At 49.9% G+C, this 17,244-nt stretch carries 18 protein-coding genes and 1 pseudogene; 6 read left to right on the top strand and 13 right to left on the bottom strand.

What is annotated here, in order from left to right; translation table 11 throughout:
* Positions 1-94: 94 nt before the first annotated feature.
* The 4 genes and pseudogenes from glmM to rlmE all read right to left on the bottom strand — a co-directional run bounded on the left by glmM (position 95) and on the right by rlmE (position 5,018).
* Positions 95-1,432: a phosphoglucosamine mutase gene (gene glmM / locus HP572_RS00680; RefSeq protein ID WP_240584498.1), complete on the bottom strand. Its 1,338-nt coding sequence runs from the start codon at positions 1,430-1,432 to the stop codon at positions 95-97.
* A gap of 7 nt (positions 1,433-1,439) precedes the next feature.
* Positions 1,440-2,273: a dihydropteroate synthase gene (gene folP, locus HP572_RS00675; RefSeq protein ID WP_039274140.1), complete on the bottom strand. Its 834-nt coding sequence runs from the start codon at positions 2,271-2,273 to the stop codon at positions 1,440-1,442.
* Positions 2,274-2,390: 117 nt separating this feature from the next.
* Positions 2,391-4,332, bottom strand: a pseudogene (gene ftsH, locus HP572_RS00670) (ATP-dependent zinc metalloprotease FtsH).
* A 56-nt stretch (positions 4,333-4,388) separates the two neighbouring features.
* Positions 4,389-5,018 carry a 23S rRNA (uridine(2552)-2'-O)-methyltransferase RlmE gene (rlmE, locus tag HP572_RS00665; protein ID WP_012773268.1) on the bottom strand — a complete coding sequence of 210 codons (630 nt, stop codon included), beginning with the start codon at positions 5,016-5,018 and terminating at the stop codon, positions 4,389-4,391.
* Positions 5,019-5,161: 143 nt separating this feature from the next.
* On the opposite strand from rlmE, the gene yhbY reads away from it, so the two are divergent.
* On the top strand, positions 5,162-5,455 hold the full coding sequence (yhbY, locus tag HP572_RS00660) for a ribosome assembly RNA-binding protein YhbY (protein WP_010283039.1): 294 nt from the start codon (positions 5,162-5,164) through the stop codon (positions 5,453-5,455).
* Between the two features lie 128 nt (positions 5,456-5,583).
* On the opposite strand, the gene greA is transcribed toward yhbY, so the two are convergent.
* Positions 5,584-6,060, bottom strand: a complete 477-nt coding sequence (gene greA, locus HP572_RS00655; RefSeq protein ID WP_010283037.1) for a transcription elongation factor GreA — start codon at positions 6,058-6,060, stop codon at positions 5,584-5,586.
* A 268-nt stretch (positions 6,061-6,328) separates the two neighbouring features.
* On the opposite strand from greA, the gene dacB reads away from it, so the two are divergent.
* Positions 6,329-7,762 (top strand): serine-type D-Ala-D-Ala carboxypeptidase, encoded by a 1,434-nt coding sequence (dacB, locus tag HP572_RS00650; RefSeq protein ID WP_240584497.1) that lies wholly within the window; start codon positions 6,329-6,331, stop codon positions 7,760-7,762.
* Between the two features lie 69 nt (positions 7,763-7,831).
* Here the strand turns inward: dacB and cgtA are convergent, their stop codons facing one another.
* The 4 genes from cgtA to rplU form a co-directional block, all read right to left on the bottom strand.
* Positions 7,832-9,004: an Obg family GTPase CgtA gene (cgtA, locus tag HP572_RS00645; protein ID WP_039282291.1), complete on the bottom strand. Its 1,173-nt coding sequence runs from the start codon at positions 9,002-9,004 to the stop codon at positions 7,832-7,834.
* 259 nt (positions 9,005-9,263) lie between these two features.
* Complete coding sequence (locus HP572_RS00640; protein WP_205553667.1) at positions 9,264-10,226, bottom strand: DMT family transporter; 963 nt, start codon at positions 10,224-10,226, stop codon at positions 9,264-9,266.
* An 89-nt stretch (positions 10,227-10,315) separates the two neighbouring features.
* Positions 10,316-10,573 (bottom strand): 50S ribosomal protein L27, encoded by a 258-nt coding sequence (gene rpmA, locus HP572_RS00635; protein ID WP_005971498.1) that lies wholly within the window; start codon positions 10,571-10,573, stop codon positions 10,316-10,318.
* Between the two features lie 19 nt (positions 10,574-10,592).
* Positions 10,593-10,904 carry a 50S ribosomal protein L21 gene (gene rplU / locus HP572_RS00630; protein ID WP_010283026.1) on the bottom strand — a complete coding sequence of 104 codons (312 nt, stop codon included), beginning with the start codon at positions 10,902-10,904 and terminating at the stop codon, positions 10,593-10,595.
* A 256-nt stretch (positions 10,905-11,160) separates the two neighbouring features.
* Between rplU and ispB the strand changes: the two genes are divergently transcribed.
* Complete coding sequence (ispB, locus tag HP572_RS00625; protein WP_010283025.1) at positions 11,161-12,132, top strand: octaprenyl diphosphate synthase; 972 nt, start codon at positions 11,161-11,163, stop codon at positions 12,130-12,132.
* 78 nt (positions 12,133-12,210) lie between these two features.
* Here ispB and HP572_RS00620 read toward each other — a convergent pair whose 3' ends face one another.
* A complete protein-coding gene (locus HP572_RS00620; protein ID WP_010283015.1) occupies positions 12,211-12,585 on the bottom strand; it encodes a DNA-binding protein in 375 nt (124 codons plus the stop codon).
* Positions 12,586-12,833: 248 nt separating this feature from the next.
* Entirely contained in the window at positions 12,834-13,220 is a 387-nt protein-coding gene (locus HP572_RS00615; RefSeq protein WP_240584496.1) for a DNA-binding protein, read from the bottom strand.
* Between the two features lie 187 nt (positions 13,221-13,407).
* On the opposite strand from HP572_RS00615, the gene HP572_RS00610 reads away from it, so the two are divergent.
* Complete coding sequence (locus tag HP572_RS00610) at positions 13,408-13,671, top strand: helix-turn-helix transcriptional regulator (RefSeq protein ID WP_010283012.1); 264 nt, start codon at positions 13,408-13,410, stop codon at positions 13,669-13,671.
* 69 nt (positions 13,672-13,740) lie between these two features.
* Here the strand turns inward: HP572_RS00610 and mdh are convergent, their stop codons facing one another.
* Positions 13,741-14,679, bottom strand: a complete 939-nt coding sequence (mdh, locus tag HP572_RS00605; RefSeq protein ID WP_014914106.1) for a malate dehydrogenase — start codon at positions 14,677-14,679, stop codon at positions 13,741-13,743.
* A 469-nt stretch (positions 14,680-15,148) separates the two neighbouring features.
* On the opposite strand from mdh, the gene argR reads away from it, so the two are divergent.
* Complete coding sequence (argR, locus tag HP572_RS00600; RefSeq protein WP_010283010.1) at positions 15,149-15,619, top strand: transcriptional regulator ArgR; 471 nt, start codon at positions 15,149-15,151, stop codon at positions 15,617-15,619.
* 109 nt (positions 15,620-15,728) lie between these two features.
* Here the strand turns inward: argR and tsaD are convergent, their stop codons facing one another.
* Positions 15,729-16,742, bottom strand: coding sequence for a tRNA (adenosine(37)-N6)-threonylcarbamoyltransferase complex transferase subunit TsaD (tsaD, locus tag HP572_RS00595; protein WP_039274184.1), 1,014 nt, complete (start codon positions 16,740-16,742; stop codon positions 15,729-15,731).
* Between the two features lie 228 nt (positions 16,743-16,970).
* Between tsaD and rpsU the strand changes: the two genes are divergently transcribed.
* Positions 16,971-17,186, top strand: coding sequence for a 30S ribosomal protein S21 (gene rpsU, locus HP572_RS00590; protein WP_001144069.1), 216 nt, complete (start codon positions 16,971-16,973; stop codon positions 17,184-17,186).
* Positions 17,187-17,244 lie beyond the last annotated feature (58 nt).

The following is a 17,244-nucleotide window of genomic DNA, read 5'->3' as shown; positions in this document are numbered from 1 at the left end:
TCACCACAGGTTGATTGCAGAAAAAAACAGCGGCTTTCGACGTAAGAGACCTATCGAAAGCCTTATCTACCTGATTGGCGAATCAAAAACGCCCTCAGCCGGCTGCTTTCACCGCATCGGCAATACGATTCGCCGACGCGATGACCGTCTCTTCGTGTTCACCCTCAACCATAACGCGGATGAGCGGCTCAGTACCGGATTTACGCAGCAATACCCGTCCGCGTCCGGCCAATTCTTTTTCCACATCCTGCGTAATCTGCTGCACGTTTTTGTCTTCCAGCGGATCGTGTTCACCCGTAAACCGCACATTGACCAGAATCTGTGGAAACAGCTTCATACCGCTGCATAAATCATGCAGGCTCATATGGTTTTTCACTATCGCGGTAAGGACTTGCAAACCGGCAATCACACCGTCGCCCGTCGTGGTTTTGTCCAGCAGGATCACATGACCGGAGTTTTCTGCCCCGATGCGCCACCCTTTTGCCTGCATCATTTCTAATACATAGCGGTCACCTACTTTGGCACGAGCGAACGGGATACCCAGCTGCTTTAACGCCACCTCAAGCCCCATGTTACTCATCAGCGTGCCCACCGCGCCACCACGCAGTTGCCCTTGGCGTAGACCTTCACGGGCGATGATATACAGGATCTGATCGCCATCAACCTTGTTGCCTAAATGGTCGACCATGATGAGCCGATCGCCATCGCCGTCAAACGCCAGCCCAACGTCCGCTTTCTCAGCCAGTACGCGCGCCTGTAGCTGTCTGACGTCCGTCGCCCCGCATTCTTCATTGATGTTCATCCCATCAGGCTCACAGCCAATCGCGATGACTTTAGCGCCAAGCTCGCGCAATACGCTAGGGGCGATATGATAGGTAGCACCATTGGCGCAATCGACGACGATCTTTAAACCGTTAAGGCTCAGTTCACTTGGGAACGTCCCCTTACAAAATTCGATGTAGCGTCCGGCAGCGTCAACAATGCGGCTGGCTTTGCCTAATTCAGCAGACTCAACACATGTCAGCGGTTTTTCCAGCTCAGCCTCGATCGCTTCTTCTACGTCATCCGGCAGCTTAGTGCCGTCAATTGAGAAGAATTTAATACCGTTGTCGTAATACGGGTTGTGAGAAGCAGAAATCACGATACCCGCTTCAGCGCGGAACGTACGGGTCAAATAAGCAACCGCAGGCGTCGGCATTGGACCGGTAAAAGAAGCTGACAAACCCGCAGCTGCCAGCCCGGCTTCCAGCGCAGATTCCAACATATAGCCAGAAATACGCGTATCTTTGCCGATGATAATCTTACGAGAACCATGTCGCGCGAGAACTTTTCCAGCGGCCCAACCCAGTTTAAGCACAAAATCAGGGGTAATCGGCGTATCACCAACCTTGCCACGTACACCATCGGTACCAAAATATTTGCGGTTACTCATCTCGTTTTTATTCCTTCGCAGAAAGGGTGGCCTCAACAATGCGCATGGCATCAGCCGTTTCTTTAACATCGTGCACGCGAATAATCTGTGCTCCCTGCATCGCCGCAATCACTGCGCAGGCAATGCTGCCGTGAACTCGCTGCGCAGGCGGCACATTGAGGATCTGTCCAATCATGGATTTCCTCGACATGCCAACCAAAAGAGGCAGTTCAAAACGATGTAACTCGCTCAGACGGGCCAGAAGCGCATAATTATGGGCAAGATTCTTACCGAATCCGAACCCAGGATCCAGCAATAGCTTACTTTTCGGAATATTGGCGTTAACACAGCGATCAATCTGCTGCTGCAAGAAATCGCCAATGTCCTGCATCAGGTCATCATAATGCGGTTTGTGCTGCATGGTTCTCGGCATACCCTGCATGTGCATCAGGCATACTGGCAAACCTGTTGCCGCCGCTGCCTCCAAAGCTCCAGGCTCTTGCAAAGCGCGGATATCATTAATCAGATGTGCTCCCGCCTGCGCCGATGCTGTCATCACTTCCGGCTTTGAGGTATCGACCGAGATCCATACGTCAAAGCGTTTAGCAATGGCTTCAACCACGGGTACCACACGGTCTAGCTCTTCTTCCGTGCTCACCTCAGCCGCACCGGGACGCGTCGATTCACCGCCAATATCAATCAGGGTCGCACCAGCGTTAACCATCTCCTGAACGTGCAGTAATGCCGCATCGAGCTTGTTGTGTTTACCACCATCGGAAAAAGAGTCCGGCGTGACGTTAAGAATACCCATGATGTGTGGGCAGGACAGATCCAGCGTTGAGTCTCTGGCGACCAGTTGCATGATTTACCTCCGCATTCTGGTGTAGTTAGCATGAAATGTGGTTCGAAGAACACTCCCAGTAAAAAACCCCAGCCTGAGCTGGGGTTTCGTAGGTTACAGATGTGAATCACAGACGGATTATTTGTCGTCCACTTGCTCAGACATCGTATTACCAGGATTAGGCGTCTGCGGCTCATCCACTGGAGTAGGGGCTTTAGGTGTACCACCGCCGTTACCAGAATCGTTGTCAGAACGAGACTCTTCCCAACCTGCTGGCGGACGTACGTCTTTCTTACGTCCCATCAGGTCATCGATCTGCGGCGCATCAATGGTTTCATACTTCATCAACGCATCTTTCATTGAGTGAAGAATATCCATGTTTGCCATCAACAGTTCAGCGAGCACGCACATAGTTGCGTTCAATCAGCGATTTCACTTCCTGATCGATAATACGCGCGGTTTCATCTGACATATGCTTGGCTTTTGCCACGGAACGACCGAGGAATACCTCACCGTCTTCTTCCGCATAGAGCAATGGACCGAGTTTTTCAGAGAAGCCCCACTGCGTCACCATGTTACGAGCAATCGACGTTGCCACTTTGATGTCGTTGGACGCGCCCGTCGATACATGTTCCGAACCGTAAATGATTTCTTCGGCCAGTCGACCACCGTACAGAGTAGAGATCTGACTTTCCAGCTTCTGACGGCTGGCGCTGATCGCATCGCCTTCAGGCAGGAAGAACGTCACACCTAGCGCACGACCGCGCGGAATGATCGTCACTTTATGCACCGGATCGTGTTCTGGCACCAGACGACCAATGATCGCATGCCCAGCTTCATGATACGCCGTCGACTCTTTCTGCTTCTCAGTCATAACCATGGAACGGCGCTCTGCACCCATCATGATTTTGTCTTTCGCTTTCTCGAACTCGACCATCGAAACAACGCGTTTGTTGCCACGAGCGGAGAACAATGCGGCTTCGTTAACCAGGTTAGCCAAATCCGCACCAGAGAAGCCTGGCGTACCACGTGCAATCACTGACGCATCGATATCTGGAGACAGCGGTACGCGACGCATGTGAACTTTCAGAATCTGCTCACGACCGCGGACATCTGGCAGGCCAACCACAACCTGACGGTCAAAACGACCTGGACGCAGCAACGCAGGGTCAAGAACATCAGGGCGGTTAGTTGCGGCGATGACAATAATGCCCTCGTTGCCTTCAAAGCCGTCCATCTCAACCAGCATTTGGTTCAGCGTTTGTTCACGTTCATCGTGACCACCGCCCAGACCTGCGCCACGCTGACGGCCAACGGCGTCGATTTCATCGATAAAGATGATGCAAGGTGCGGCTTTCTTCGCCTGTTCGAACATGTCACGGACACGAGAAGCACCGACACCGACAAACATTTCAACGAAGTCAGAACCGGAAATCGTAAAGAAAGGCACTTTCGCTTCACCGGCAATCGCTTTTGCCAGCAACGTTTTACCGGTTCCCGGCGGGCCGACCATCAGAATGCCTTTTGGAATTTTACCGCCCAGTTTCTGGAAACGGCTAGGTTCGCGCAGGTACTCGACCAGTTCGCTAACCTCTTCCTTCGCTTCGTCACAACCCGCTACATCAGCAAACGTCGTCTTGATCTGATCTTCAGTCAGCATGCGCGCTTTGCTCTTGCCGAAGGACATAGCGCCTTTACCGCCGCCGCCTTGCATTTGACGCATGAAGAAGATCCAGACGCCAATCAGTAACAGCATCGGGAACCAAGAAATAAAGATAGAAGCCAGCAAGCTCGGTTCTTCCGGCGGCTCACCAACGACTTTCACGTTCTTCGTTAGCAGGTTATCCAGTAGCTTGGGGTCATTGACAGGAATGTAAGTCGTGTATCTGTTGCTGTCTTTTTTGATAACACTGATCTCACGCCCGTTAATACGTGCTTCACGGACCTGATCCTGATTCACTTCAGTCAAGAAGGTTGAATAATCCACCCTACGGCCATTCGACTCGCTGGGCCCAAAGCTCTGGAAAACAGACATCAGCACCACTGCGATGACTAACCAGAGAATTAGGTTTTTCGCCATGTCACTCAAGGGATTAACCTCATATTACAACTGTGTTAAAAAACAGCGTTAGGGTACTACAGTTTCCGCCCTGTCGCTACAATATACACTTCACGAGACCGGGCACGTGAGGCGTCTGGTTTACGAATTTTCACTTTCGTAAACAGGGAGCGAATTTCCCGCAGGTATTCATCAAAGCCTTCTCCCTGAAACACTTTCACCAGGAAACTTCCGCCTGGTGCTAATACATCCCGACACATACCAAGTGCTAATTCAACCAGATACATCGACTTCGGAATATCAACGGCTGGTGTACCACTCATGTTAGGGGCCATGTCAGACATCACCACCTGAACTTTGCTATCGCCAACCCTTTCGAGCAAGGCTTTGAGGACCAGTTCATCACGAAAGTCCCCTTGCAGGAAATCGACGCCAACAATCGGATCCATCGGCAAAATATCACACGCGATAATTCGACCATTTCCACCAATTTGCGTGACCACATACTGTGACCAGCCGCCCGGCGCAGCGCCTAAATCCACAACTGTCATACCGGGTTTAAACAGTTTGTCGCTCTGCTGTATTTCGTCAAGTTTAAACCAAGCACGCGAGCGCAGCCCTTTTTTCTGGGCCTGCTGCACATATTTATCGCTAAAGTGTTCCTGCAACCAGCGACTGGAACTTGCAGAACGCTTTTTATTCGCCATCGATTTTCCAACTATTCTCAGTAACACGCTCGTGGTGGGGAGAAACTTCTCACATATTACCAATCAGAACAGTCAAATTGGTTATAATCATGAGATGGCGGTAGAATGACCCGTTTTCAATCCCAACCTAAGTAAAAAAGACAATGAACCTAAGTAATAAACAAAAACAACACCTGAAAGGCTTGGCACATCCGCTAAAACCGGTTGTCATGCTGGGCAATAACGGTCTCACCGAAGGTGTTTTGGCTGAGATCGAACAAGCATTGGCACATCACGAACTGATCAAGATAAAAGTAGCGACAGAAGACCGCGAAACCAAAGCCTTGATTGTTGAAGCGATTGTTCGTGAAACGGGTGCCGCTAACGTTCAGGTTATCGGCCATACGTTGGTGCTCTACCGTCCTGCGAAAGAACGTAAAATTGTGTTACCACGATAACACTTTTTATTTCTGGATACTCGGTTTTAACGGAAAGGTGCCACGCCTCTCGGTTAGAGAAAAGGCCGCAAGCGGCCTTTTTCTTTTCTTTACAATTTTTGCTGTTTTAATCAACAATACGGCAAAGTTTACAGATATTCGACCTTCAGGATCTCATATTCCACGTCGCCGCCCGGCGTACGGATAACCACAACGTCATCTTGCTCTTTGCCGATCAGACCACGCGCGATGGGCGAATTTACCGAGATCAGATTCTGTTTAAAATCTGCTTCGTCATCACCAACAATCCGATAAGTTTGCTCTTCATCGTTATCCAGATTCATCACCGTCACGGTGGAACCAAAAATAACACGCCCGTTCGCCGTCATCTTCGTAACATCGATAACCTGTGCGTTAGATAATTTAGCTTCAATATCTTGAATACGCCCTTCACAGAAGCCCTGCTGCTCGCGTGCAGCGTGATATTCCGCATTCTCTTTCAGATCGCCGTGCTCACGCGCTTCGGCAATCGCCGCAATAATTTCAGGTCGACGCACAGATTTCAGGTGGTCGAGCTCTTCGCGCAATTTTTCAGCACCACGCAACGTCATCGGAAATTGTTTCATATTGTCTATACCTCTAAAAAAGTCCGTAAGACTCAAATAATCGTCATCCTGACGCGCTAAAAATCAAAGGCGACGGAGTCTCTGCAACGTGCCAGTCCTCACTGGACATAAAACAAAAGCAACCAGCCCCGGAACAAAATTTCCAGGCTAGCAGCGGTTTTGCATTTTGATACGTATTTTACCCCAGAGTTCAATGAGGGTCATCGTTTACTTTAGACCTTGTTGCGCCGTAGTATGACCACACGTTACCCCGTTATTAGCTGAGATTATGCGTTTTTCATCGATTGTTACCGGACTTGCCTGCGCTTTTGCTCTGCATGCCAATGCAGCTTCTGTTGAGGATCATCGCCAATATTTACCAGACGGTGCCAATTTGGCGCTGTTGGTTCAAAAAGTTGGCGCAACAACACCCAGTATGGCCTTCAATAGCCAGCAAATGGCGCTCCCAGCCAGTACACAAAAGGTGATAACCGCATTAGCCGCATTACTGCAATTGGGGCCAGATTATCGGTTCATCACCACGATGGAAAGCCACGGGCCTGTTACCAGCGGTATTCTGAACGGTAACCTCATCGTACGGTTTAGCGGCGATCCTACGCTTAAGCGTCAGCAAATACGGAATATGGTGCAGGAATTAAGGAAGCGCGGGATACAGGAAATCTCAGGAGATGTGTTGATCGACACCTCAGTGTTCGCCAGTCACGATAAAGCGCCGGGCTGGCCCTGGAACGACATGACACAGTGCTTCAGCGCCCCGCCGGGTGCCGCGATTGTCGATCGCAACTGCTTCTCCGTCTCACTCTACAGTGCGCCTAAAGCGGGTGATAATGCGTTTATCCGCGTTGCATCCTACTATCCGGTGCAAATGTTCAGCGAAGTCCGCACGCTGGCTAAGGGCTCAACCGATGCCCAATACTGCGAACTGGATGTGGTTCCCGGGGAACTGAACCGCTTTACGCTAACGGGATGTCTGGTTCAGCGCACAGAGCCGCTTCCTCTGGCGTTCGCGATTCAGGATGGGGCCAGCTATGCCGGTGCTATCGTTAAAGATGAGCTACAGCAGGCAGATATCCGTATTAAAGGCAGCCTTCGTCGCCAAACACAGCCAGGTCCTGCAGGAAGCGTACTGGCTCAGACACAATCAGCGCCACTGCACGACCTGCTCACGATCATGCTGAAAAAATCAGACAACATGATCGCCGATACAGTCTTTCGTACTATTGGACATGAGCGTTTTAGCGTGCCGGGTACGTGGCGCGCGGGTGCAGATGCCGTGCGACAGATTCTGCGTCAGAAGGCTGGTGTGGATTTAGGAAACAGCATTGTTGTTGATGGTTCTGGCCTGTCACGCCATAACCTGATTTCACCGGAAACGATGATGCAGGTCTTACAGTACATCGCACAGCACGATAATGAACTGAATTATATCACCATGCTTCCGCTTTCCGGCTATGACGGCACGCTGCGTTATCGTGGCGGCCTGCATGAAGCTGGCGTGGATGGCAAGGTTTCGGCTAAAACCGGGGCATTGCAGGGCGTATACAATCTGGCAGGCTTCATTACTACCGCGAGCGGCCAGCGTATGGCATTCGTCCAGTTCCTATCCGGCTATGCCGTGCCGCCAGAAGACCAGCGTGCCCGTCGCGTCCCTCTGGTGAGATTTGAAAGTCGTCTCTACAAAGATATTTATCAGAGCAATTAAAATAACAACGCGGGCCTACCCTGATTGGATAAGCCCGCGTATGTAAGACCTGACTAACAGAAGAACGAATTATTTTTGATAGATGATTTCAACACCTTCATCATCTTCATCGTCCCAGTCATCATCCCACTCTTCTTCGGCTTCTTTTTCTATTTCAGCCAGCTGTTCGCGGTGATAATCATCCCACATGAACTCCACTTTTTCCGGTGCGCTTTCGGCAATCGCCGTTACTTTCGGATTGGCTTTCAGGAAGTTCATCACATCCCAGCAAAGTGGGTTGACGCCTTCACGGTTCGCTGCAGAAATCAGATAGTATTTATCATCCCAGCCAAGCGCAGCCGCAATCTCTTTGGCACGTTTTTCCGCTTCAGCCTTGTCGATCAAATCAACCTTGTTGAAAACCAGCCAACGCGGTTTTTCTGCCAAACCCGCGCCATACTGCTCTAACTCGTTGATAATGATTTTGGCATTTTCAATCGGGTCTGACTCATCAATCGGTGCTAAATCAACCAGATGCAACAGTACACGGCAGCGTTCAAGGTGTTTCAGGAAACGAATCCCTAACCCAGCGCCTTCAGATGCACCTTCAATCAAACCAGGGATATCCGCCACAACAAAGCTCTGCTCGCTATCCATACGGACAACACCAAGACTCGGCACTAATGTAGTAAACGGATAATCAGCCACTTTCGGCTTCGCTGCTGATACTGCGCGGATAAAGGTCGACTTGCCTGCGTTAGGCAGGCCAAGCATGCCCACGTCAGCCAGCAACAGCAGTTCCAGCGTCAGCTCACGCTCTTCGCCTTTCGTACCGCTGGTCTTCTGACGAGGAGCACGGTTGACGGACGATTTAAAACGCGTGTTACCTAAACCATGCCAGCCACCTTTCGCTACCATCAGGCTCTGCTGATGGCGCGTCATATCGCCCAGCACCTCGCCGGTTCCCTGATCCAGAACACGGGTACCAACAGGGACTTTAATCGTAATATCTTTGCCGCGTTTACCCGTACAGTCACGACTTTGCCCGTTTTGTCCACGCTCAGCGCGGAAGGATTTTTCAAAACGATAGTCAATCAGCGTGTTCAGGTTTTCGTCTGCCAGCAGATAAACGTCACCGCCATCGCCGCCGTCACCACCGTCCGGACCGCCGTTGGGAATATATTTTTCACGGCGAAAGCTGACACAACCGTTACCGCCATCGCCTGCCACAACGAGAATTGTGGCTTCATCTACAAACTTCATTGATTCTCTCCGCAAAAAACCAATAGAGAATATCTACGTGTTTTAGGCTTGTTATTGGTTCTTCTTGGCGTAACTTTTTGATTTTACGGCATGTAGCGTAGTTCTACTCACCATTAAAAAACTGACGCACCAGAACGCATTCCAGCAAAGGAGCGGATTGTACCTGCCTGCTCCAATAATTTCATCTGTATTAAAAATAAACAACACATGCAGTATGTCAAAAGGCGGCCGTGACCGCTGCAATACGCTTTCTTTTAGGCTATTTCCGCACCATCAATGGCGGCACGGGTTCTTTCTTGCCGGGTAAGAGGCGATGCCCGATAGCGGAAAACATTGCGCCCGCAACAACGACAAAGGCTCCCACATAGCCGATCCAATTCAGCACTGGCGCAGCAAAGAAAGTCGGCCATCCTAATGCCAATAGATCGGAAAACAGCAGCGTAAACAACGGCGTCAAGGTAATGACAGCACTAACCTGTGATGCCTGCCAGCGGGCCATTGCCTCTGCCAGAGCGCCATAACCAATCAACGTATTCGCACCGCAAAATAGCAGACAAATAAGCTGCCAGTTGCTCAGTTGAAAAATAACTTCAAGCTTGGCAAAAGGCGTGATAAAGACGACGCACAACACATATAACAGAAACAGAATCTGCTGCGATGTCAGACGTCGCAATAGAACTTTCTGCGCTACACCATAGGATACCCATACCGCCGAGGCGCAAACACCCAGCAGCACGCCCAGCGTGTAGTCAGTCAGCCGGGTAAAAATCTCAATCAGGCTGGTATTAAAGAACAGAAGCAGACCGCAAATCAGCATGATCGCGCCAATGACCTGCGTGCCGCGCATCTTTTCCTTTAGGATAAGTACGCTGGCGAACATCATGCCTACAGGCGAAAGTTGCCCGATAACCTGAGACGCTGTTGGACTCAGATATTGCAGAGACGAGCTAAAGAAAACAAAGTTACCCAGTAGTCCAGCCGTCGCAATCAGTAGCAGAACCCACCAGCGCCGATGCCGGAAAACCCGCATTGGCGGCAACTTCTTACGGGATGACAGAATAATGCCGAGTCCAATCGAAGCGATAAAAAAGCGATACCAAACAATCGTATAAGGTTCCATTACCACCAGAACCTGTTTCATGGCTATCGGTAACGCCCCCCAGCAAACAGCCGTAGTCAGCGCCAGACACAGACCGATACCCGTCTGTTGTTTAGTATTCATACTTATCCAGATGGTTTACTCAGAATCAGAATGTAAAAAGCCCCGCAAAGAATTGCGGGGCTTAAATCCGTAAGACCTAACGCGAAAAATTATTCAGCAACGATGCTGATAAATTTACGGTTTTTTGGGCCTTTAACTTCAAACTGAACTTTACCATCAGTCAAAGCGAACAGAGTGTGATCTTTCCCGCAGCCAACGTTAGTTCCTGCGTGGAATTTAGTACCACGTTGACGAACGATGATGTTACCAGCCAGAACACTTTCGCCGCCAAAACGTTTTACGCCCAGACGTTGTGCGTTAGAGTCACGACCGTTACGGGTTGAACCGCCAGCTTTCTTGTGTGCCATTTAATCCGCTCTCCTAATCTTAAGCGCTGATGCCGGTAATTTTCACGTCAGTGAACCACTGACGGTGGCCTGCTTGCTTACGGTAGTGTTTACGGCGACGGAACTTAACGATCTTCACCTTTTCGCCACGACCATGAGCAACAACTTCAGCTTTGATTTTACCGCCATCGACAAAAGGAACGCCGATTTTGATTTCTTCACCGTTGGCAACCATCAGAACTTGGTCAAACTCAACGGCTTCACCAGTTGCGATGTCCAGCTTTTCCAAGCGAACGGTTTGACCTTCGCTTACTCGGTGTTGTTTACCACCACTTTGGAAAACTGCGTACATATAAAACTCCGCTTTCCGCGCACCCGTTAATAGGTTTCAGAGCGCGCTATAAATATTCATAATAGGGCGCGAATTCTACGCAAAAATACTGAGGATGACAAGTGCATAATCAACGGATGTGAAGAAAAAGAATACAACGTATCAACTGCCGTTTATCTCTCTCATTTTTCAAGTACAATCGGCCCAATAAGTTCCGTCTTGCCGATATGCAACAGCAATCTTACGGCAGTGTTGAAGACATACGTTGGCACAAACCATGAATCTAGAACAAATTACAGCATTGACTGCGCAGGATATGGCGGCTGTTAATAACGTCATTCTTGAACAGCTGAATTCCGACGTCGTTTTGATAAACCAGCTTGGACATTACATCATCAGCGGTGGTGGAAAACGTATACGCCCGATGATTGCTGTGCTTGCGGCCAGAGCCCTCGATTATAACGGTGATAAGCATGTCACCGTCGCCGCACTGATCGAATTTATCCACACCGCAACGCTGCTACATGATGATGTGGTAGACGAATCCGACATGCGTCGGGGTAAAGCGACAGCCAATGCCGCCTTTGGCAACGCAGCGAGCGTGTTGGTTGGGGATTTCATTTATACCCGCGCCTTCCAGATGATGACCAGCCTCGAATCGTTACGCGTGCTGGCGCTGATGTCAGAAGCAGTGAACGTGATTGCTGAAGGCGAAGTCTTGCAGCTAATGAACTGCAACGACCCGGATATCACTGAAGAAAGCTACATGCGCGTCATTTACAGTAAAACGGCGCGTTTATTTGAAGCCGCAGCGCAATCTTCATCCATCCTTGCCGGCGCGACGCCAGAGCAAGAAAAAGCGCTTCAGGACTATGGCCGCTACCTGGGCACCGCATTCCAGTTAATTGACGATCTACTCGACTACAGCGCAGACGGCAAAACGCTGGGCAAAAACACGGGCGATGACCTCAATGAAGGCAAGCCAACGCTGCCGTTACTGCATGCGATGCGTCATGGAAATGCAGAACAGAGCTCGCTGATTCGCAAGGCCATTGAAGAAGGAAACGGGCGTCATCTGCTAGAACCGGTTCTTTCCGCCATGCAGCAATGTGGTTCACTTGATTATACGCGCCAGCGTGCCGAAGAAGAGGCAGATAAGGCAATTAGCGCACTGCAGCAACTGCCGGAAACACCATACCGCATGGCGCTCGAGGGCCTTGCCCATTTAGCCGTACAGCGCGATTTCTAACGTGGTGTAAGGTTCTTATAAGATAAGATCGTTGGTTCATAAGTAGCGCTGTCTTGCAGCGCTACTCGTTCGCCAGACTTAGGCAGTCTGGTCGATTGTGACATCATCCAGCCGAGACAACATCGCTATTGTCCCTTCACGCAAGATGAAATTAATCAGCCGGGTTCGTTCATCAACGGAAAGTTGATGGAAAATATGCACCCACGATGACAGCAGGGTCGGCTCATTATCTATACGATAATATTCGGTTGGCGGATTCTCTTTTACCAGTAGAGAGTTCCTGACCTCGTTCGGCAAACTGCGAATAGAATATTCGACACCGCGCCCTTGAACCCCTTTCCGCCTGCGCTTTTCCCAACCGTCGTCTCGCGCCCGCTTGTTCAACCCCTGCGGCGACTTAGGCAATCCACCTACGCCAACCAGCTCACTTGTTGCAAACCATTCTTTGTCCATACTCGTCACTCCCTTGTTTGTTTTGAACAGGCATTACGTCAACTCGCCCAAAAGTTTCCATATAATAGACTATAATTACCTAAACCGCTAACTTTTACACGTTACCGACACACCTAAGTAATAAAGAAATGATTAAATCCAGCGCGATGCTGCAACATCGCGGCCAGAAGCAATACGGTAAAGCGAAAGACAATACAGGTTCCTTTTTACCACCAACGTCAGCAATCTAAGAGTTCACCCTCGGTAGCTCAGTCAATGCCCATTGATGAGATTGGCTCCTCATCCGATGGCGTAATACCCAACTGACTCAGCGTGGAGGACACCCCGACTCGCAGAATATAAGCGATTAGATCATCTCTTTCTTTTTCAGATAGTTGCTGGTAAATCTGCATCCATACGGCCAGTGCCGCAGGCTGTTTCGCCGAGTAGGCGGAAGGCTCGATTTCGAGTAATAGGGATTTCTTTACCGTATCCGGCAAGCTGTGAATTGAGTACTCCACTCCTCTTCCCTGGACGCCTTTACGGCGACGTTTCTCCCATCCATCCTCGCGGGCGCGCTTATTTAATCCTTGTCTTGATTTCGGAAGGCCGCCGACTCCAACCAATTCGCTGGTAGCAAACCACTCTTTTTTCATTGCCTTTCATCCTGATAGTGCCATCCCTAACAAAAACGCGCTTATTTGGAAATTAATTGAGAATTTTAAGGAAAATTAATGCTATATTATTTCCAAATAATAATGTCATGTTAGTTCGGCATATAACTAACATCCGTTATTTATACCACTAATCGACAGTCGTCTTATAGCAAATAAGGGAAGGATTATGATTTTAAGGAAACAAGACTGGCATCCCGCAGATATCATTGCTGCACTGCGCAAGAAAAACACGACGCTGGCGGCGGTATCGCGAGCGGCCGGATTAAGCTCATCGACGTTAGCTAATGCGCTCTCACGCCCTTGGCCCAAGGGGGAATGGCTTATTGCCGATGCGCTGGGTATTCACCCTTCAGAGATTTGGCCCAGCCGGTACTACAATCCAGAAACCAATGAGCTTATCGACAGAAAAAGACTCATCCGTCCCGATTAAAAAAGAAAAGCCGGAGATATCGATCTCCGGCTTTTTATTCAACGTCACGTATTACAAGAATCTCAATGATTAATTCTTGATGAACGTCTCGCCTAACTCAATATCCTGCTTCAGCGTATCCAGCATGCTGTTCAGCGCATTTTGCTCAAAAGCGCTTAATGTACCGATGTCTTTACGCTCGGCGACGCCGTCTTTGCCTAACAGAATCGGTTGAGCGAAGAAGCGGGCATATTTGCCATCACTTTCAACGTATGCACATTCCACCACACCGCTTTCGCCTTGCAGCGCACGAACCAGAGACAGACCAAAGCGTGCCGCAGCCTGCCCCATCGACAGCGTTGCCGATCCGCCACCTGCTTTAGCTTCAACAACCTCGGTGCCCGCATTCTGGATGCGCTTGGTCAGATCGGCCACTTCCTGCTCGCTGAAGCTGATACCAGGAACCTGAGACAGAAGAGGCAGGATCGTCACACCAGAGTGTCCGCCGATAACAGGCACATTAATATCCTGCGGCTGTTTGCCTTTCAGCTCAGCAACGAACGTGTTGGAACGGATAATATCCAGCGTTGTGACGCCGAACAGTTTGTTTTTGTCGTATACGCCAGCTTTTTTCAGCACTTCGGCTGCAATGGCAACGGTCGTATTCACCGGGTTGGTGATGATACCGATACAGGCTTTCGGGCAAGTAACCGCAATTTGCTCAACCAGATTACGCACAATGCCAGCATTGACGTTGAACAGATCGGAACGATCCATCCCAGGTTTACGTGCCACACCTGCGGAGATCAGCACGATATCTGCACCAACAAGCGCTGGTTTAGCATCTTCACCGCTATAGCCTTTGATCTTCACTGCTGTAGGAATATGGCTCAGATCGACGGCAACACCCGGGGTTACTGGGGCGATATCGTAAAGGGATAGTTCTGAACCTGAAGGAAGCTGGGTTTTGAGGAGGAGTGCGAGTGCCTGACCGATACCACCTGCTGCTCCGAGAACTGCAACTTTCATCCTAAACTCCTTATTATCATAAAATAAAAAAGTGCCGTGAATTCATTTGGTTATAAACAGAATATAAAAATGGGGGTACGAGCAACCTACTTATCTTTCTACAAATGACATGAGAGACAAAAAATACGCTATGTCTCTAATAATAAATCAAAAACAACCATTCGTTTGAAAGGTAAGTAAAGTTAATAAGCTATTGAGCTATAACGCGGTGTTCATTCACGTGCGATTAACCTGTGCGCTACATTACACCGATCGATGGCGTCCAAACAACATCATTCTGATAACATTTGATTTACTTTTATGTGACGCAGGACGCATTTTTCGGACTACCCGAGAGTCGATTTTTTTTGAAAACAGCGACTAACGCATATCTGGTGAAAGGGACTGGAATTATACGCGATTTAATTGCATAAAAATTCACACAACTGCATAATAGGAAGATTAACCATAACAATTAATCCGGTGCAGAATGCGAAATTCGACAAAACAAGAAGACCTCGTTAAAGCGTTCAAAGCGCTGTTAAAGGAAGAGAAGTTCAGCTCTCAAAGTGAAATTGTTCAGGCATTGCAAGACGAAGGATTTGAAAACATCAACCAATCCAAGGTGTCACGCATGCTAACGAAATTTGGTGCCGTGCGCACGCGCAATGCCAAAATGGAGATGGTGTATTGTCTCCCTGCCGAGCTTGGCGTTCCAACGACGTCCAGCCCGCTGAAGAACCTTGTGCTGGACGTAGATTACAATGATGCCGTTGTCGTGATCCATACCAGCCCTGGAGCCGCGCAGCTCATTGCTCGCCTGCTGGACTCACTTGGTAAGTCAGAAGGTATTCTCGGCACCATCGCGGGTGATGACACCATCTTTACCACCCCGGCAAGAGGCTTCAGCGTCAAACAACTCTACGAAGCTATTCTGGTGCTCTTCGAACAAGAGCTGTAATCCGCTCGTCCGCTACCGTTTTTTGTAATTCGTTCTTTGCTACGTATTTTTTACTACGTTTTCCGCTACGTGTAGACCCGCTACACGTAGCGACTATGCGTTTAAAGCCTCATACCGCAGGCAATTCAGCCAATGGCCAACGTGGCCGAACGGATACGCCCAGCGTCTGGCTCGCGCCATGAACCAGACGTACACTGCCCGCATAGGCAATCATCGCGCCATTATCTGTGCAGAATTCAGGGCGTGCATAAAACACTTCACCACCGCGTTTCGCCATCACTTCACCCAAGCGCTGGCGCAGCGTCCGGTTTGCGCTGACGCCCCCTGCCATGACCAGTCGTTTAAAGCCCGTCTCATCCAGCGCACGACGACATTTTATCGCCAGCGTATCTACAACGGCATCTTCAAAGGCACGTGCAATATCGGCACGTGTTTGATCGTCATCGCCGTTGCTACGAATCGTATTAGCCGCAAACGTTTTTAGCCCAGAGAAGCTGAAATCCAGCCCCGGCCGATCGGTCATCGGGCGTGGAAACGTGAAGCGTTGGGAATCCCCCGCCTGCGCCATTTTCGACAGCATTGGGCCACCGGGATAATCCAGCCCCAGCAGCTTCGCTGTTTTATCAAACGCTTCACCCGCTGCGTCATCAATCGACTCGCCCAGCAGGCGATATTCACCAATGCCCGTCACGCTGATGAGCTGCGTATGGCCACCAGAAACCAGCAGCGCCACGAAGGGAAACGCTGGCGGGTTATCTTCCAACATCGGTGCCAGCAAATGCCCTTCCATATGATGCACAGGAATCGCCGGCACACCCCAGGCGAATGCCAATGACCTACCGATCGTCGCGCCCACTAATAGCGCGCCAACCAAACCAGGGCCAGCGGTGTAAGCCACGCCATCGATATCGTCAGCCTGTAGCCCTGCTTCGCGCAGCGCCGCCTGAATTAACGGAACCGTTTTACGCACGTGGTCGCGTGAGGCAAGTTCAGGCACTACGCCGCCGTAATCAGCATGTAATTTAACCTGACTGTATAACTGATTGGCGAGCAAACCGGTCTCTGTGTCATAAATGGCCACGCCGGTTTCATCACAGGATGTTTCGATACCCAATACGCGCATTGCTGTTCCTAACTTTGATGACGATACAAGCGCCCGTTGAATGTCGCTTGCTTCAAACTGTGGATAGTCTACCATAAGCGGCCTGATTTCTGCTCTGGCCGCGGTTGGGTGTTTTATGATCACCGCAATGCTTTACAAAGGCGTCACGTTTGCAGTAGAATTCCGCACCATTTTGAAAAGGCTGGCACAAGGCCAGCGGCAAACCGAATTTATTGAGGTGAGAGGCACATGCCGGTAATTAAAGTACGTGAAAACGAGCCGTTCGACGTAGCTCTGCGTCGCTTCAAACGTTCCTGTGAAAAAGCAGGCGTTCTGGCTGAAGTTCGTCGTCGTGAGTTTTATGAAAAACCAACGACCGAACGTAAGCGCGCTAAAGCTTCTGCAGTGAAACGTCACGCGAAGAAATTGGCTCGAGAAAACGCACGCCGCACTCGTCTGTATTAATTTTCAGGAGGGTTTCCCTCCAACGCGTGATTAATCCGCAGACTTAGCAGTTGCATAC

It is taken from the genome of Pectobacterium sp. PL64, from assembly GCF_022477975.1.
GTDB classification, from domain to species: domain Bacteria; phylum Pseudomonadota; class Gammaproteobacteria; order Enterobacterales; family Enterobacteriaceae; genus Pectobacterium; species Pectobacterium jejuense.
Note: the sequence above shows the minus strand (reverse complement) of the source record. Positions and strands in the feature narration are given on the sequence as shown.

Coding starts and splice junctions, on each gene's coding strand:
- glmM (WP_240584498.1), bottom strand. CDS start 1,432: ATGAGTAACCGCAAATATTTTGGTACCGATGGTGTACGTGGCAAGGTT.
- folP (WP_039274140.1), bottom strand. CDS start 2,273: ATGCAACTGGTCGCCAGAGACTCAACGCTGGATCTGTCCTGCCCACAC.
- rlmE (WP_012773268.1), bottom strand. CDS start 5,018: ATGGCGAATAAAAAGCGTTCTGCAAGTTCCAGTCGCTGGTTGCAGGAA.
- yhbY (WP_010283039.1), top strand. CDS start 5,162: ATGAACCTAAGTAATAAACAAAAACAACACCTGAAAGGCTTGGCACAT.
- greA (WP_010283037.1), bottom strand. CDS start 6,060: ATGAAACAATTTCCGATGACGTTGCGTGGTGCTGAAAAATTGCGCGAA.
- dacB (WP_240584497.1), top strand. CDS start 6,329: ATGCGTTTTTCATCGATTGTTACCGGACTTGCCTGCGCTTTTGCTCTG.
- cgtA (WP_039282291.1), bottom strand. CDS start 9,004: ATGAAGTTTGTAGATGAAGCCACAATTCTCGTTGTGGCAGGCGATGGC.
- HP572_RS00640 (WP_205553667.1), bottom strand. CDS start 10,226: ATGAATACTAAACAACAGACGGGTATCGGTCTGTGTCTGGCGCTGACT.
- rpmA (WP_005971498.1), bottom strand. CDS start 10,573: ATGGCACACAAGAAAGCTGGCGGTTCAACCCGTAACGGTCGTGACTCT.
- rplU (WP_010283026.1), bottom strand. CDS start 10,904: ATGTACGCAGTTTTCCAAAGTGGTGGTAAACAACACCGAGTAAGCGAA.
- ispB (WP_010283025.1), top strand. CDS start 11,161: ATGAATCTAGAACAAATTACAGCATTGACTGCGCAGGATATGGCGGCT.
- HP572_RS00620 (WP_010283015.1), bottom strand. CDS start 12,585: ATGGACAAAGAATGGTTTGCAACAAGTGAGCTGGTTGGCGTAGGTGGA.
- HP572_RS00615 (WP_240584496.1), bottom strand. CDS start 13,220: ATGAAAAAAGAGTGGTTTGCTACCAGCGAATTGGTTGGAGTCGGCGGC.
- HP572_RS00610 (WP_010283012.1), top strand. CDS start 13,408: ATGATTTTAAGGAAACAAGACTGGCATCCCGCAGATATCATTGCTGCA.
- mdh (WP_014914106.1), bottom strand. CDS start 14,679: ATGAAAGTTGCAGTTCTCGGAGCAGCAGGTGGTATCGGTCAGGCACTC.
- argR (WP_010283010.1), top strand. CDS start 15,149: ATGCGAAATTCGACAAAACAAGAAGACCTCGTTAAAGCGTTCAAAGCG.
- tsaD (WP_039274184.1), bottom strand. CDS start 16,742: ATGCGCGTATTGGGTATCGAAACATCCTGTGATGAAACCGGCGTGGCC.
- rpsU (WP_001144069.1), top strand. CDS start 16,971: ATGCCGGTAATTAAAGTACGTGAAAACGAGCCGTTCGACGTAGCTCTG.